This window comes from Arthrobacter sp. 10N418 (genome assembly GCF_056394725.1).
In genome coordinates, this window is the sequence record NZ_JBFTIK010000001.1 from 114,442 (window position 1) to 130,568 (window position 16,127).

Below are 16,127 nucleotides of genomic sequence, written 5' to 3' on the forward strand. Positions count from 1 at the left end.
CCTCAAGGAAGCCAGGTGAATCTCCGGATGGAATTGCCCGGATTCCTCTACGGCTTCTACGAGCGCAGGATCCAGCGCTCCCTGGACCCTGCGCGCATCCCGCGTCATATCGGCGTCATGGTGGACGGCAACCGGCGCTGGGCCCGCCAGTTCAACGCCCCCACAAGCCAGGGCCACCAGGCCGGCGCCGACAAAATCCACGAGTTCCTCGGCTGGTGCCAGGAGCTCGGCGTCAAGGTCGTCACGCTCTACATGCTCTCCACGGACAACATGAACCGCTCGGGCGAGGAGCTCGATCTCCTCATGGGCATCATCGCCAACACCCTGGACCGGCTGGACGACGACGCCAACATTTCGGTGCACGCCATGGGCGCCCCGGAACTGCTGCCGGACTATCTGGCCGAGCGGCTGAACAAGCTCACCGCCCGCACACCTGCCCAGGAGAAGATCCACGTGAATGTGGCCGTCGGCTACGGGGGACGGCGCGAGATCGTTGACGCCGTCCGGGAACTGCTGCACGACGCCGTCGCCCGCGGCTCGGACATCGGGAAGCTGGCTGACGAGCTCAGTGTGGATGACATCTCCCGGTTCCTCTACACGCGCGGCCAGCCCGATCCGGACCTCGTGATCCGCACCTCGGGGGAGCAGCGGCTGTCCGGGTTCCTGATGTGGCAAAGCGCCTACAGCGAGTTCTACTTCTGCGAGGCCCTCTGGCCTGCGTTCCGCAAAGTGGACTTCCTGCGCGCCCTCCGCGACTATGCGGGCAGGCAGCGCCGGTTCGGCGCCTGAGCCGTTCACGCGGAGTTCATGGGGCGGTAACAAGAATCGCCGGAAAATGGGCCCGTAAAGCGGCGTCGGAGGCTTACGCTAATCCCATCGGCAGGCAATTCGCCGGCCGATCGGGGAGGCCAGTACTATGGAGCGGATTTTCGCACCGGATGTATGGGAGGCCGCGTCCGGCCTCCAGGCCGAGCCGCCTCACCAATAACAATTCCGGGCACTGCCCCGGGGCTGGAGTCGATGTGGCTATTTCTGAGCAACTGCCCGACGTCATTTCCGACCAGGGACAGAAAGCTACCTCTCGCGCCAAGCGAGCCACCTCAAAGACCGGTGCAGCACGAACAGATGCTGTGGCCGGTCTTGCTGTTTCCGGGGAAGGAACAGGGAACCGGGGCGCGGCCCGCAGCTTCGTGATCGATACCTCTGTGCTGCTCTCCGATCCGCGGGCCATCCTGCGCTTCGCCGAGCACGAGGTCATCCTGCCGATCGTCGTCATCACCGAGCTTGAAGGAAAGCGCCACGACCCGGAGCTGGGTTACTTCGCGCGCAGGGCCCTGCGGCTGCTCGATGACCTGAGGCTTGAGCACGGCGGCCTGGACCGTCCCATCCCGCTGGGCCGCGACGGCGGAACGCTCACGGTGGAGCTGAACCACATCTCCGCCGAGGTGCTGCCAGCGGGCTTCCGCGGGGCGGACAACGACAGCCGCATCCTCGCGGTCGCCAAGAACCTGGCCAACGAGGGCCGCGACGTGACGGTGGTGTCCAAGGACCTGCCGATGCGCGTCAAGGCCTCGGCCATGGGGCTGCTGGCCGACGAATACCGCAACGAACTCGTGAAGGATTCGGGCTGGACCGGCATCGCCGAGATCGATGCCGGCGAGGACGAGGTGGCGACCCTCTACGGCCACGAGCCGGTCTTCATCCCCGCGGCCGCGGAGATGCCGACCAACACCGGGCTGGTGCTGCTGTCCAGCCGCGGTTCGGCGCTCGGGCGGGTGGGCGCGGACAAGCAGGTCCGCCTCGTCAGGGGCGACCGCGACGTCTTCGGCCTCCACGGCCGTTCGGCAGAGCAACGACTTGCGATCGACCTCCTCATGGACCCGTCGGTGGGCATCGTGTCCCTCGGCGGACGCGCCGGCACCGGCAAGTCCGCCCTGGCCCTGTGCGCCGGTCTTGAGGCCGTCCTGGAGCGCCGCGAGCACCGCAAGGTGATCGTCTTCCGCCCGCTCTATGCGGTGGGCGGGCAGGAACTGGGCTACCTGCCCGGATCCGAGGCGGAGAAGATGAACCCCTGGGCCCAGGCCGTCTTTGACACCCTGGGTGCGCTCGTCAGCCAGGAAGTCGTCGAGGAAGTGATGGACCGCGGCATGCTCGAAGTCATGCCGCTGACCCACATCCGGGGACGGTCGCTCCATGATGCGTTCGTGATCGTGGACGAGGCGCAGTCCCTCGAGAAGAACGTCCTGCTCACCGTGATGAGCCGGATCGGCCAGAACTCCAAGATCGTCCTGACCCACGACGTCGCCCAGCGCGACAACCTGCGGGTCGGACGGCACGACGGCGTCGCCGCCGTCGTCGAGACGCTCAAGGGCCACCCGCTCTTCGGCCACATCACCCTGACGCGGTCCGAGCGGTCACCGATCGCGGCACTGGTGACGGAACTGCTGGAGGGCGCAGAGATCTAGGCTCATTCAGGGTTGGGGGCCGTGGCCGAGTTTGCCGGGCCACGGCCTTTCGCCGTCGCTTAGCGCAGTGGTCCCTTCCCAAGGCTCGCAAGCTCGCCTCGGGGCCCGCGGGACGCTGCTTACGGCGCATGGGACCCGCTGCGGTCGCTGGGCGACCTCCGGGGTCCGATGCGCCGCGATGCGCTCCTTTACGAAAGACCGCGTCCCGGCAGGTTTGTCCTTCGCGTTGCGAAAGTCCGCGTCCCGGCTGGCGAGCGTCTCATCTTACGATAGTCCGCGTCCCGGCTGGTGAGCCTCTCATCGTCGCGGGGCTGAGGTGTCCCGCTAAGGAGCGCATCGCCGACCAAAGCGAAGCGAAGGTCGCCCAGCGACCGCAGCGCAGCGACGGGAGGTGTCTAAGCGACGGCGGGACGCCGCAGCACCGCAACCCAACCACGGCGACCCAGCGAAGGTGAGGCGTCCAAGCGACAGCGGGACACCGTAGTCCGCTGCGTCATTTCTGAATGCCCAGGAACTTTGCGGTGGCTTCGTGGCCTTCCACCTGCAGGTTCCAGTCGGGGCGCTTGAAGGATCGCGTGGTCAGACGGACCTTCTGGACTTCCTGGAGTTCGCCGCCCCAGGCGGCACGGGTCACTCCGTTCAGCTCGTAACCAAGGGCGCGGGAAACGCCGAGGGACTGCTGGTTCCAGGCCGCGGCCTCGGATTCGGCAACCTCGGCGCCGAGCCAGTCAAAGGCATACAGGGCGACGGCGGCCCGCATCTCCTTGCCGAAGCCCCGGCCTTGGGCGCTCTTGCGGAGCCAGGATCCTGTGCTGACCGTCTTGAGGGTTGCGAAGTCCTTGCCCTCGATGTCCTGGCAGCCGATGAATTCGCCCTTGTGCCAGATCCCCAGCAGCAGGGTCCATTCCTGCGGCGACATGTTCGCCCGGCACCGCCAGTACCACTGCGCCATGTTCGCGCCGAGCTCATCGGCGGAGGCCTCGGCCCACGGGTTGCTGAAGGGGCTGCGCCCGGGCTCGTGGATGCCGCTCAGGGCCGCCTGCACGGCGGAGGGAATCTCCTCGTCACGGATCGGCCGGAGGGTGAGGCGGGGCGTGGTCAGCGTGAGGCCGAACGGCGGCCAACAAGGGGCGGGCGCAGTCATTTCGGAAGCCTAGCCGCGGGCGCCCCCGGACCGCCAGTCACACGCCCCGCGGAACGTCCCAGCTGATGTGCCGGCGCACATCGGTGAGGTTCATTGATTCGGCAAGGAAGAGGTCATCGAGCATGTACTCTTCCACTGCCAGGATCCGCAGCCAGTGGCCGTAGCCGGCCGGCCCGTCGCTGGCTCCCGGCGCGTCCAGCCAGCGGCTCGAGACGCAGACCCCGGTGCCAGCGTCGATCCTCAGCAGCGAGCGCCCGGGCCGGCACAGGGGCGCTCCGGGATCGGCGGGGCGGTAACTTGCGTTGGGACTGACGGTGGTTTCCAGGGCTGGCCGGCCCTCGTGGTCCACCTCGGTGATGGGACCCAGCTCGACGGCGTTGGAGTTCGGGAATTCGAGCGGTACGGGGCTGCTTCCTGCCAGCTCGACGGGGTCCAGGGCGGCGGCGAAGCGGGCGTTGCCGAAGGAGGGTTCACCGTAGGCGGCCTCCGGCCGGCGCCGGACCAGGCCGCCGTCGTCGTAGACCGGCGTGAGAAGGTGCGGGGGCAGGAGCCAGGACTTCCGTGTGGAACGGACGTAGAAGCCGTCCCGGGAATCGTTGATCCCGGTGGTGCTGTGGAGGACCAGCCCATCGGCGGTTTCAAGCCGCAGCGCGCCGGGGCGCCGCAGCCACGCCCTGACGAGGTCCGGCGCTCCGGATTCCGCCGAACTCGCCAGTGGCCGGTCCAGGTATTCGAACCGCAGCGACTGCCACTTCCAGGGCGAGGAGCGGCATAGGTTTCGGAACGCAGCAGCCTGCTCCGCCGGGCCGCCGGGCGCGCGCGGCTCGCGCCGGTTCCTGCTGTCCCATGCGGCCATATCCACAGTTTACGCGCGGGTCCGTCCCGGCCGGCGGAATATCGCGTAGCATCCGAGAGTGATCGAACGACTCGGCGAACTCGGCGCAGCCAACATGCCGGCCTTCTGGCTCGTGATGGCCGCCTGCGTGTATTTTGCGGTCATGGCCGTCCGGCTCGCGGTCATCGACGTCCGGCACCACCTCCTGCCGGACCGGATCGTCTTCCCGTCGTACGCCGTCGCCGGGCTCCTCCTGCTGGGGGCCGCCGCCAGCCAGATGTTCGCGGGCGCGCAGGCCTCCGACGCCGGCGCCGGAATGTTCGGGGTGCCCGGGCTCCGCGTGCTGGCCGGGGGAGCGGTGCTGTGGCTGTTCTACTTCCTGCTGCGTGCCGTGTACCCGCCGGGGATGGGTTTTGGCGACGTGAAACTGGCCGGGGTCCTGGGGATGTACCTGGGCTTCCTCGGCTGGCCGAATGTATTCGCGGGCACCTTCGCGGCGTTTGTGCTTGGCGGGCTGTGGAGCGTCGCCCTGCTTACCCTGCGCCGCGGCACCCTGAAATCGGCCATTCCCTTCGGGCCCTTCATGCTGGCCGGTGCCGCCGCCGCCATGCTCATGCCCGCGCTCTGACCACCGGCCGGACGATGCCGCCGATCGCGCCAGGCGGAAGGCCCCGTCTAGGCTGTCGGGATGGCTACCCCGGACTTCATCCTCAGGCTGCGCGAAAAAATAGGTCACGAGACCCTCTGGATTCCCGGTGTCCGGGGAGTGGTGTTCGATGACGCCGGACGGGTGCTGCTCGGTCAACGGGCGGACAACGGGCGCTGGGGCCTGATCACCGGGATCCTGGAACCCGGTGAGGATCCGGCACCGGGTCTGCTCCGGGAGATCCTCGAGGAGACGGGCGTCGTAGCCGTCACCGAACGTCTCGTGTCCGTTGACGCCGTGGGCCCTACGACCTACCCGAACGGGGACGTCTGCCACTTCCTGACCCTCGTCTTCTGCTGCCGCTATGTGTCCGGCGAAGCCAGGATCAACGACGACGAATCCCGGGCGGTGGGCTGGTTCCGGCCGGCGGACTTCCCGGAGCTGATGCCCGGTCACCGGGAAGCCGTCCGGCTCGCAGCTGATCCGGCCGCCGCCGTCCGGTACCGGCGCTGACGTGTGCCACCGGCGAAGGAACGCCGCAACCCCCAAGGTTTGCGGCGGTCCTTCGATTCACCCGGGTTGATTCATCCGGGCTGGCTCATCCGGGCAGGCGAGGCTCAGCTGCGAGCGCGCGTCAGCCCGTCGTCGTCGTTCCTGACGGCGGTGGCGCGCGCGGCGTGCCGTTCGGCCTCGAGGAGCTCAGCTTCCTCGCCGCCCACGGCCTCGCCGCGGGCCACCATGCCGGCGGTGTCCGAGAGCGGGATCTGCTTCAGGGTCAGCGCGAGGACCAACGCGATCCCGAGGAAGGGCAGCAGGTACCAGAACACAGGCGCCAGTGAATCGGCGTAGGCATTGACGATCGCGTCCTTGAGCTGTGCCGGAAGCTGGCTCAGGGCCTGCGGGTCCAGCGTGCGGGTTGACTGCGAGGCCTGCGCGGCGGAAGCGCCCGCGCCGGTGAACGCCGTGGTCAGGGACTCGGAGAGACGGGTGGTGAAGATGGATCCGAACACTGCGACGCCAAGCGAGGCGCCCACTTCGCGGAAGTAGTTGTTGGTGCTGGTCGCGGTGCCGATCTGTTCTGCCGGCACGGAGTTCTGCACCACCAGCACGATGACCTGCATGATCGAGCCCAGGCCGGCACCGAAGACGAACAGCTGCACACAGATGACCCAGATGGGAGTCGCTGCGGTCAGGGTGGTCAGCCACAGCATCGCGGCAATGGTCAGGGCGGCGCCGAGGACCGGGAACATCTTGTACTTGCCGGTCTTGGAAATGCGGATACCGGAGAAGATGGCCATGCCCATCAGGCCCACCATCATGGGCAGCATGAGCAGGCCGGATTCCGCGGCGGAGGTGCCGGAGGACATCTGCAGGAAGGTCGGGACGAAGGCGATCGCCGCGAACATGCCAAGACCGAGGGTGAAGCCGATCGCCGTGGAGTTCACGAAGATCCGGTTCTTGAACAGGCTCAGCGGAATGATGGGGTCCTCGGCCTTGCGCTCCACGAGCACGAAAGCGATGGCCGCCAGCACCATGCCGGCGCCGAAGGTCCAGGTCAGCGGCGAATCCCAGCCCTCGTCCTTCTTGCCGCCGAAGTCGGTGAAGAAGATCAGGCAGGTGGTGGCAGCGGAGAGCAGCAGCACGCCGGGGAGGTCGATCCGTTTCTCGGCCTTCTTGTTGGGCAGGGTCAGCGTGAACCAGGCGATGGTGAACGCTGCGATACCGACCGGGATGTTGATGTAAAAGGCCCATTCCCAGGTCAGGTGGTCCACGAAGAAGCCACCCAGCAGGGGGCCGGCGACGGCGGAGAGGCCGAAGATCGCGCCCAGCGGGCCCATGTACTTGCCGCGCTCCTTGGCCGGCACGATGTCCGCGATGATGGCCTGCGAGAGGATCATCAGTCCGCCGCCGCCCAGGCCCTGGATGGCGCGGAAAATGACGAAGCCCCAGAAGTCGCTGGCGAAGGCGCAGCCCACGGAGGCGAGCGTGAACAGCCCGATGGCGACCAGGAACAGGTTCCGCCGGCCCAGGATGTCGCCGAACTTGCCGTAGATCGGCATGACGATGGTGGTGGCCAGCAGGTAGGCGGTGGTGATCCACGCCTGGTGTTCGACACCGCCGAGCTTGCCGACGATGGTGGGCATGGCTGTGGACACGATGGTCTGGTCCAGGCTGGAGAGCAGCATGCCCGCGATGAGGGCGGAGAAAATGATCCAGATACGCTTCTGGGTCAGCAGCAGCGGTTCGGCGGCTGGTTTGGTGCTGACGGCGGAACTCATTGGGGTCCTTCGGGGGAGAGGGGCAGGGAGATGCCAAAGGGCTGGCAGAACAGGGTGCGGGCCGCTGCGACGTTCTCGAGCAGCATGTCCCTGTACGGGCGGGTGTTGCCCTCGGAGAAGTAGGCGGCGCTCGTTTTCCGGGCGATCGTGCCCAGGAGCAGGACGGCCATGCGGACGACCGGATGCTCCGGGCCCACCCCTTCCCGGGCCGAGAGCAGCCGGGCGAAGTCGGCTTCACGTTGTTCCGAGGCGCCGATAATCCGCAGCATCAGCTGGGGTTCCTTCTGGATGACGCCGATCAGCTGGCGGGTCTCTTCCTCGGTGGCGTTCATGTGTTCAGACAGGTCGAGGGAGAGCTGCACAAGGTCCTCCAGCAGGGTCGGTGAGACGGTCCCGGGGGCAGAGCCGGCGCCGCCTTCGATGAAGCGGCTCACCACCTCCGCCGGAAAATCATCGTCGACGTGCCCGATGATCGCGTCTTCCTTTGTCGGGAAGTAGTTGAAAAAGGTCCGGCGGGAGATCCCTGTCCGTTCGCAGACTTCCTCCACGGTGTAGCCGTTGAGGCCGCGCTCGGCAGTCAGGGAACGCGCGACGGCGGTGATCGCGGCCCGTGTCGCGGCCCGCTTCCGCTCGCGGAGGCCGCCCTCAGAGATTGCACTGTTGCTCATATAGTGTATTTTTACACTAAATCTGAATTAGTGCAAAGAGCTTGGCCGGCTGGTGCGGCCGATATTGTCGCTGCCCGCCGTAGCCTGCGCCTGTCCCGCCATTCTGACGGCGACAGGTGGCCCGGACCCGTCCGGACCGGAAATGGGGAAGCATGACAGATTCAGCCCTGACGCACGTGTACGTCCTCCTGGACCGTTCCGGCTCCATGGCCGAGGCCTCGGCGGCAGCAGCGTACACGGCCGAGGAGTGCGCAGCGGCCCGGGGTAGAGCCCCGGTTCCTGGGCCGGACACGACGGCGGCCGGCGCCTTTCGGAGGAAAGGCGCCGGCCGCAGGGAACCGGATCCCGGACTAGGCCTTGTGCGGCGGACGTGTCATGGACATGACGTCCAGGGCGGTGTCCAGCTGATCTTCGGTCAGTTCGCCGCGTTCGAGGAAGCCCATGGCCACCACGGTTTCGCGGATGGTCAGGCCCTCGGCTACTGCCTTCTTGGCGATCTTGGCGGCGTTCTCGTAACCGATGAACTTGTTCAACGGCGTGACGATGGACGGCGAGGCCTCGGCGAGGAAGCGCGCACGCTCCACGTTGGCGGTGATGCCGTCGATCATTTTGTCCGCCATGACGCGACTGGTGTTGGCCAGCAGGCGCACGGACTCGAGCAGGTTGGCGGCCATAACGGGAATTCCGACGTTCAGCTCGAAGGCGCCGTTGGTGCCCGACCAGGCGATGGCGGTGTCGTTGCCGATGACCTGGGCGCAGACCATGATGGAGGCTTCGCAGATGACCGGGTTGACTTTGCCGGGCATGATCGAGGAGCCGGGCTGCAGGTCGGGGATTGCGATTTCGCCGAGGCCGGTGTTAGGGCCGGAGCCCATCCAGCGGAGGTCGTTGTTGATCTTCATGAACGAGATCGCAATGTTGCGCAGCTGGCTGGAGGCCTCGATCAGGCCGTCGCGGTTGGCCTGGGCCTCGAAGTGGTCGCGGGCTTCGGTCAGCGGCAGGCCGGTGTCGGCGGCGAGCAGTTCGATCACGCGCTCCGGGAAGCCGGCCGGGGTGTTGATGCCGGTGCCGACGGCGGTGCCGCCGAGGGGGACCTCGGCGACACGGGGAAGGGAAGCGTTGATGCGCTCGACGCCGTAGCGGACCTGGGCGGCGTAGCCGCCGAATTCCTGGCCAAGGGTGACGGGGGTGGCGTCCATGAGGTGGGTGCGGCCGGACTTCACGACGTCCTTGAACTCGACGGCCTTGCGGTCCAGCGAGTCGGCGAGGTAGCCGAGGGCCGGAATGAGGTCGTTGATGAGGGCGGAGGTGGCAGCGACGTGGACGGAGGTCGGAAAGACGTCATTGGAGGACTGGGAGGCGTTGACGTGGTCGTTCGGGTGGACCACCTTATCGCTTCCGCCGGCCTTGAGGGCGCGGGTGGCGAGTTCGGCGATGACCTCGTTGGTGTTCATGTTCGAGGACGTACCGGAGCCGGTCTGGAAGACGTCGATCGGGAAGTCGCCGTCGTACTTGCCGGCCGCCACCTCATCCGCGGCGTCCGCAATCGCCTGGGCCAGCTCGCCGTCGAGCACTCCCAGTTCTGCGTTGGCCTGCGCGGCCGCCTTCTTGACCCGGGCGAGGGCTTCGATGTGGGTGCGCTCCAGGGTCTTGCCGGAGATGGGGAAGTTCTCCACTGCGCGCTGCGTCTGTGCACGGTACAAGGCGTTCACGGGGACGCGGACTTCGCCCATCGTGTCGTGTTCAATGCGGAACTCTTCGGTGTTCAACTCATCTGTGGAAGTCATGGGGCTAGCTTATTGGGCGCGGGCGTCCCACCGAAAACCGTGAACGGCGTGCTACTGCCCGCCGGGGAGTCCCTCGAGTTCGCCGATTCCGGATACGAGGTCGGCCCTGCCGTCCACGAGGCTGTACGCAAGCCCGATCACGGCCGCCCGGCCGCCTTCGACTGCGTCTGAAATCACACGGGAACTGTCCACCAGGCGCTGCGAGGTCTGCTTGACGTTCTCCACCACCATGTCGTTGATGGCGGGCTGGTTGTTGCGCAGCGAGGTGAGCACGGCGGGGGTGATGCGCTCGACGAGGCTACGCATGAAGCCGACGGGCATCTGGCCGGTTTCCACGGCGCTCTTGGTGGCGGTCACCGCGCCGCAGCTGTCGTGCCCGAGCACCACGATCAGCGGGACGCCGAGGACGCTGACGCTGTACTCCAGTGAGCCGAGCACGGCATCATCGATCACCTGGCCGGCCGTGCGGACCACGAACGCGTCCCCGAGGCCGAGGTCGAAGATAATTTCGGCCGCGAGCCGGGAGTCGGAGCAGCCGAAGATCACGGCGAACGGGTGCTGGTTCTCCACGAGGGAGGACCGGCGGGAAGCATCCTGGTTGGGGTGGGAGGCTTTGCCGGCGACGAATCGTTCATTGCCTTCACGAAGGCGGCGCCAAGCCAGGGCGGGAGTCAGGTAAGTGGCCACGGCCAATAGCTTACGGCGAAGGAGTGCCTGTTGGTGAAACCGGTGCGTCGGGCCGGGCGGCGGATGACGGGCTGTTGAGTGACTTCACGACGGCAGTTGCCAGCGCGGAGAATTCGTCGAGCTGCGCCGTCCCGGTCAGGACGACCGTGGTGCCGGCGTGGACGAGCACCATGGACTTCTCGCCCTTGCCGGTGTCGCGAAGTTCCCAGTCCAGTCCACCAGCGTTGCGGGTTCCCGTCACCCGGGCGTTTTTGGTCTGCTCCAGCAACCACGTCGGGTTGGCCTGCCGTGTCTGCACCAGCCCGATGAAGGACTCCCTGGGGGTGACGAACCCGACCTCCCACGCGGCCACGCCGCTCCCGGCGCCCGAGTTCCATCGGGCATAGTTGGGGCGGAAGTTGCCGCCCGGCTCCGGGGCCACGGGTGTGAATCCCGCCACATCCGCGGCGTTCTGCGCGACAGCGCTGACGTTGATGTCCGGCCGGTAGCCGTCGGTCTTCGGCGACGGATTCATGAGGACGATCGGCAGGAAAGCCGCGATGCTCACGACCAGGGCGATGATCATGCCCATCACCGAGGCGTTCGCCCTTTTCGCCGCGGCCGCCGGGATGACGGGCCGGACGGGCGGCTGGCCTGCCGCGGCCGGGTCTGTTTTGGGGTCCGCGGCGGCCGGAGAAGGCTGGGCTCCGGGGGACGTGTCCTGCAATTCACTCACCCCTCTATAGTCGCCCATGACCGGGCCGATCTCCCATTCGGGCCGGCCGCCCGGCCGCCGGCCGGGCGCGTGCCGCGGCTGTTGTGTTTCATGGCTTGGTCATCCAATGACCTGCGGATGCCGCCGCGACTATGATCAGTAGCAGACGAATCACCGCGACGGATCGAAACTGGCCGTACGGGTTCTATGATCGCCACTCGAAGAAGAGGTTCACGTGACACCAGCGCCTATGTCCCAGAAGTACTCCACGCTTTCCCCCTCGCTCGCCGTCGGGATCGACGAGCCTGACCGCAACCTCGCACTGGAACTGGTCCGCGTCACCGAAGCCGCGGCCATCGCCGGTGGCCACTGGGTCGGTTTCGGTGACAAGAACAAGGCCGACGGCGCCGCCGTCGACGCCATGCGCTCCTTCCTCCAGACAGTGCACTTCAACGGTGTCGTTGTCATCGGTGAGGGCGAGAAGGACGAAGCGCCGATGCTCTTCAACGGCGAGCGTGTCGGTGACGGCACCGGCCCGGAGTGCGACGTCGCCGTCGACCCCATCGACGGAACCCGTCTGACCGCCCTGGGCATCAACAACGCCCTGGCCGTCCTGGCAGTGGCCGAGCGCGGCTCCATGTTCGACCCCTCCGCCGTGTTCTACATGGAAAAGCTCGTCACCGGCCCGGAAGCGGCCGACATGGTTGACCTGCGCCTGCCCGTCAAGCAGAACCTGCACCTGATCGCCAAGGCCAAGGGCGTCAAGGTCAACCAGCTCAACGTCATGATTCTGGACCGCGACCGCCACCGCCCGCTCGTGGAGGAAATCCGCGAAGCCGGGGCCCGCACGAAGTTCATCATGGACGGCGACGTCGCGGGGGCCATCGCCGCTGCCCGTGCCGGCACCGGCGTCGACGCCCTCATGGGTATCGGCGGAACCCCGGAAGGCATCGTTGCGGCCTGCGCCATCAAGTCCCTCGGCGGCGTCATCCAGGGCCGGCTCTGGCCCACGAGCGACGACGAGAAGCAGAAGGCCATCGACGCCGGCCATGATCTCGACCGGGTCCTGTCGACCAACGACCTCGTCTCGAGCGACAACTGCTACTTCGCCGCCACCGGCATCACCGACGGCGACCTCCTCAAGGGGGTCCGCTACTCCAAGGACAAGGTCCTCACGCAGTCCATCGTGATGCGGTCCAAGTCCGGCACCATCCGGTTCGTCGACGGCGAGCACCAGGCCAGCAAGTGGGAGGGCTACGCCCGCAAGAGCTAGCACCGCAGTTCAGCAGCAACACGAACATCACGAATCCCGGGGCCGCCACAGCCGCCCCGGGATTCGCTGTCTGGGTCCGGGGTACCGCCGCCCGGATTCCGCTAGGGTGGGGCCATGACGTGGCTAGTAACCGGCGGTGCAGGATATATCGGTTCGCATGTGGTGTCCGCTTTGCGCGGGGCCCGGATCCAGCCGGTGGTGATCGATTCCTTGTCCAGCGGGCACCGCGAATTCGTCCCGGATGATGTGCCCTTCATACACGGCAGCATCCTCGACGCGGAACTCGTGGCCCGCACGCTGCAGGATCACGCCGTGACCGGCGTGATCCACCTCGCCGGGTTCAAATACGCGGGCGTCTCGGTGCAGGAGCCGCTCCTGACCTATGAACAAAACGTCACGGGCACCGCGCAGCTGCTCAAAGCGATGGAGCTGGCCGAGGTCGACAAGCTCGTCTTCTCGTCCTCCGCCGCCACCTACGGCACCCCGAGCGGCGCCCTCGTCACTGAGGCCACGCCCACGCTGCCGGAATCGCCCTACGGCGAGAGCAAGCTGATCGGCGAATGGCTGATCCGGGACCAGGGCCGGGCCCGGGGACTCAAACACACCTCGCTGCGCTACTTCAACGTCGTCGGCTCCGGCTCATCCGAGCTGTACGACACGAGCCCCCACAACCTCTTCCCGATCGTGCTCCGGGCCCTGACCTCCGGGCAAAGACCTCGCATCTACGGCACCGACTACAACACCGAGGATGGCACCTGCGTGCGCGACTACGTGCATGTGTCCGATCTCGCGGTCTCGCACGTCGCCGCGGCCCAGGCCCTCGCCGCCGGCCGGCCGCTGGAGCGCGTGTACAACCTTGGTTCCGGCGACGGGCTCTCGGTAAGCCAGATCATGACGGCGATGGCCAAAGTCACGGGTATCGACTTCGAGCCCGAGATCGGCCCCCGCAGGCCGGGCGATCCGGACCGGATCGTGGCCGACGGCACTCTGGCCGCCCGGGACCTGGACTGGAAGATGCGGCACTCCGTCGAGGACATGGTGGCCAGCGCCTACGAGGCTCAGAAGCGGGCTGCCGCCGCGGGACAGTAGCGGAGCTTCACGGGTGGACATGCTCAGTGTTCAGTGCCGGAGGTGACTTCCTCCAAGGGACATGTCCAATGTTCACGCCTGCCGCTGCTCCTTCACGGAACATGCCCAGTGGCCGGGCCGGGCGTGGGGCATGTCTGGGGTTCACGGGAGGACATGTCCAGTGTTTGCGCCCGGGGCTGGGCATAGGGGCCTATGTCCAGTGGCCGGGCCGGGAGTGGGGCATGTCCACTGGTGGGCAGGGCGGCCGCCGCGGGACCCTAGCGCCCGAGCCGGGCACGCAGCGCTTTGAGAAGCTTTCTCGTACTTTGCGCGCCAGTGCGGGCGAGCTGGTACGCGCCGTAGCGCAGTTTCCGGACGGGCAGGTCCCACGTTCCGGGATAGGCAACTTCGCGGCCGCCGAAGGACTTTTTGAACGTGGTGAAGCCGGCCCACTTGTGATCCGGCTGGTCGGAGGGGGCCACTCCCCACAGGTCCACGTGCTGCAGGCCCTTCGCCTTCGCGTCGGCGATCAGGGTGACCAGCAGCGGGATGCCCGCGCTCAGTTTGCGGTGGGTATCATCCAGGGCGGCGTGGGCGTACGTCCGGGTATCCGCGGAATCGTATGCGAGGGCCGCGGCGATCGGCGCACCCTCGAGCTCGGCGATGAAGAGGGTCGCGGCGCCGGACGGCATCAGCGAGCGGGCCACCTGGCTCAGGTACTCGTCGCTCTGGGGCTTGAAGCCGTTGCGGGCGGCGGTCATGTGCAGAAAGTCCAGGAGCACGGACACCTCGGCCGGGTCCTGTGTTGAACGGAAGGTCACGCCCTTTTTGTGGATGTTCCGGTAGAGGTTGCGGTTGACCGGCTTCATGTCCGCCAGGACGTCCTTGAAGTCCCGGTCCACGTCCACGATCCAGCTGAGCTCGGGCTGCTGGTTGGCCGGGGCAGGCAGCAGGCCGCGGCTGCGGAGCACGGCATCGGCCTCGGAGGGCCGGAAACCTGCGCTGACGGGCTCAATCCGGATGAACACGGCCCCGGAGGATTGTGCGAGCGACGTCAGTGCGGCCAGCGCGGCGTCGAACGCCACCAGCGTCTCGGCCACGGGGCCGTAGGGAGCGTACAGCAGCTTCCCGGCCGGGTTGGTCTCCTCGACAGCAAGGAAGCTCCAGCCGGGACCGGACTGTTGGTGGACGGTGCGGCCCAGGGCTCGTTGGAATTCGGCCCAGTGCGGGCCCTGCAGGAAGAAGTCCACGGTGTCAGGCTTTCAGTGCGGTGGTGACGGCGAAGGCGAGGGCGGTGTCCGTCGCGCCGGAGACGGGGTGCACGTTGACCGGAGCCTCGGCGGCCGGCAGGAATGCGCTCGCCCCGCGGGCCAGGTGCAGGTCGCCCTTGGGGGAGTCGAGGAGGACGGATCCGGACACCACGATGATGACGGCGGCGCCGGACTGCGCCAGCGGGACCGGGGCGGCACCGGGTGCCAGTTGGATGCGCTGCAACTGGAATTCCAGGAACGGGGGCCGGAAGAGTTCCTGGCCCAGCTCCGACGTCTCGGCGCTCAGCATCGGCACCCCGACAGCCTCAAAGGCGACGGTCTTGAGCAGTTCCGGCACGTCGACGAACTTTGGTGTCAAACCGCCGCGGAGTACGTTGTCGGAAGACGCCATGACCTCGATCCCGAGACCGCGCAAATAGGCGTGCACGTTGCCCGCGGGCAGGTATACAGCTTCCCCCGGGGCCAGCGAGATCCGGTTCAGCAACAGCGAGATCAGCACGCCCGGATCGCCCGGATACTGCCCATTGAGCGTGATCACGGTGGACAGCTCGGCCTCGTAAGGCGCGTGCGGCGCACCGGAAGCCAGGGCCGCGGCGGCGACTCCCGTCGCCTCGGAAACTTCCTCCCCGCCGGTGATCAGGCGCTCGAAGGCTGACTTCAGGGCCGTCGGCTCGTCGGGCTGGGCGAGGTCCGCCAGGAGCTGGTGGATCACCGGGGGCACCTCCGCGCCGGCCTGCTGAATGCCGGCGGCCAGGTGCTGGAGGACCGCGCGTGACTCCGCGGCCGGCCGGAAGCCGCACAGCGCCTCGAAGGGCGTCAGCGCGAGGATCATTTCCGGCTTGTGGTTGTCGTCCTTGTAGTTGCGTCCGGCGGCCGAGCGGTCGACGCCGGACGCCTCCTCACGGGCGAAGCCTTCCCGCGCCTGGGCGAGGGTCGGGTGGACCTGCAGGGACAGGGGACTGTCCGCGGCCAGGACCTTGAGCAGGAATGGGAGGCGGGGCCCGAACTCGGCCACGCTTCCGCCGCCCAGGTGGTGCTCGGGATCCCCGGCGATCAACGTATCCAGGGCCAGCCGTCCGCCGTCGGCCGTTTCCGGCGTGTGCCGCCCCGGACCGGGGGCCGCGGACGGCGCCGCCACCACGGAAGGGGAGTCCGGGTGGGCCCCGATCCACAGTTCTGCCTCCGGGCCACCGGAGGCAGGACGGCCCAGCAGTTCGGCGATGGCGGTCGTGGACCCCCAGGCATATGGCCGGAGGACGTTCTCGAGTTCGTACATTGCCTGGTCCCTATCTGGTCAATTATGTCCGGTC

15 protein-coding genes are annotated in these 16,127 nt (G+C 67.4%); 6 read left to right on the forward strand and 9 right to left on the reverse strand.

Annotation, left to right across the window (positions count from 1 at the left end; genetic code table 11):
- Positions 1-27: 27 nt before the first annotated feature.
- Positions 28-789, forward strand: coding sequence for an isoprenyl transferase (locus tag AC1DCZ_RS00525; RefSeq protein WP_476973073.1), 762 nt, complete (start codon positions 28-30; stop codon positions 787-789).
- Positions 790-1,022: 233 nt separating this feature from the next.
- Positions 1,023-2,465 carry a PhoH family protein gene (locus AC1DCZ_RS00530; protein ID WP_476972925.1) on the forward strand — a complete coding sequence of 481 codons (1,443 nt, stop codon included), beginning with the start codon at positions 1,023-1,025 and terminating at the stop codon, positions 2,463-2,465.
- 493 nt (positions 2,466-2,958) lie between these two features.
- Here the strand turns inward: AC1DCZ_RS00530 and AC1DCZ_RS00535 are convergent, their stop codons facing one another.
- A complete protein-coding gene (locus AC1DCZ_RS00535; RefSeq protein ID WP_476972926.1) occupies positions 2,959-3,609 on the reverse strand; it encodes a GNAT family N-acetyltransferase in 651 nt (216 codons plus the stop codon).
- 37 nt (positions 3,610-3,646) lie between these two features.
- Positions 3,647-4,465, reverse strand: coding sequence for a hypothetical protein (locus tag AC1DCZ_RS00540; RefSeq protein WP_476972927.1), 819 nt, complete (start codon positions 4,463-4,465; stop codon positions 3,647-3,649).
- Positions 4,466-4,523: 58 nt separating this feature from the next.
- On the opposite strand from AC1DCZ_RS00540, the gene AC1DCZ_RS00545 reads away from it, so the two are divergent.
- The gene (locus tag AC1DCZ_RS00545) at positions 4,524-5,072 is read left to right on the forward strand and encodes a prepilin peptidase (RefSeq protein WP_476972928.1); all 549 of its coding nucleotides are present in this window, start codon (positions 4,524-4,526) and stop codon (positions 5,070-5,072) included.
- Between the two features lie 60 nt (positions 5,073-5,132).
- Positions 5,133-5,603, forward strand: a complete 471-nt coding sequence (locus AC1DCZ_RS00550) for an NUDIX hydrolase (RefSeq protein WP_476972929.1) — start codon at positions 5,133-5,135, stop codon at positions 5,601-5,603.
- 104 nt (positions 5,604-5,707) lie between these two features.
- Here the strand turns inward: AC1DCZ_RS00550 and AC1DCZ_RS00555 are convergent, their stop codons facing one another.
- From AC1DCZ_RS00555 to AC1DCZ_RS00575, 5 genes are all read right to left on the reverse strand, one after another.
- Complete coding sequence (locus AC1DCZ_RS00555; RefSeq protein ID WP_476972930.1) at positions 5,708-7,369, reverse strand: MDR family MFS transporter; 1,662 nt, start codon at positions 7,367-7,369, stop codon at positions 5,708-5,710.
- Positions 7,366-8,037 (reverse strand): TetR/AcrR family transcriptional regulator, encoded by a 672-nt coding sequence (locus AC1DCZ_RS00560; RefSeq protein ID WP_476972931.1) that lies wholly within the window; start codon positions 8,035-8,037, stop codon positions 7,366-7,368. The genes AC1DCZ_RS00555 and AC1DCZ_RS00560 overlap by 4 nt, the downstream gene beginning before the upstream one ends.
- A gap of 350 nt (positions 8,038-8,387) precedes the next feature.
- A complete protein-coding gene (locus AC1DCZ_RS00565; RefSeq protein ID WP_476894894.1) occupies positions 8,388-9,824 on the reverse strand; it encodes a class II fumarate hydratase in 1,437 nt (478 codons plus the stop codon).
- 51 nt (positions 9,825-9,875) lie between these two features.
- The gene (locus AC1DCZ_RS00570) at positions 9,876-10,511 is read right to left on the reverse strand and encodes a carbonic anhydrase (RefSeq protein WP_476972932.1); all 636 of its coding nucleotides are present in this window, start codon (positions 10,509-10,511) and stop codon (positions 9,876-9,878) included.
- A 10-nt stretch (positions 10,512-10,521) separates the two neighbouring features.
- Entirely contained in the window at positions 10,522-11,226 is a 705-nt protein-coding gene (locus tag AC1DCZ_RS00575) for a DUF4245 domain-containing protein (protein ID WP_476972933.1), read from the reverse strand.
- 229 nt (positions 11,227-11,455) lie between these two features.
- On the opposite strand from AC1DCZ_RS00575, the gene glpX reads away from it, so the two are divergent.
- Together glpX and galE are read left to right on the forward strand one after the other, a co-directional pair.
- Positions 11,456-12,478: a class II fructose-bisphosphatase gene (glpX, locus tag AC1DCZ_RS00580; protein ID WP_476894998.1), complete on the forward strand. Its 1,023-nt coding sequence runs from the start codon at positions 11,456-11,458 to the stop codon at positions 12,476-12,478.
- Positions 12,479-12,592: 114 nt separating this feature from the next.
- Positions 12,593-13,567 carry a UDP-glucose 4-epimerase GalE gene (gene galE / locus AC1DCZ_RS00585; protein ID WP_476972934.1) on the forward strand — a complete coding sequence of 325 codons (975 nt, stop codon included), beginning with the start codon at positions 12,593-12,595 and terminating at the stop codon, positions 13,565-13,567.
- A 257-nt stretch (positions 13,568-13,824) separates the two neighbouring features.
- Here the strand turns inward: galE and AC1DCZ_RS00590 are convergent, their stop codons facing one another.
- Both AC1DCZ_RS00590 and manA read right to left on the reverse strand, forming a co-directional pair.
- Entirely contained in the window at positions 13,825-14,796 is a 972-nt protein-coding gene (locus tag AC1DCZ_RS00590; RefSeq protein ID WP_476972935.1) for a lipid II:glycine glycyltransferase FemX, read from the reverse strand.
- Between the two features lie 4 nt (positions 14,797-14,800).
- Complete coding sequence (manA, locus tag AC1DCZ_RS00595) at positions 14,801-16,093, reverse strand: mannose-6-phosphate isomerase, class I (RefSeq protein WP_476972936.1); 1,293 nt, start codon at positions 16,091-16,093, stop codon at positions 14,801-14,803.
- Positions 16,094-16,127 lie beyond the last annotated feature (34 nt).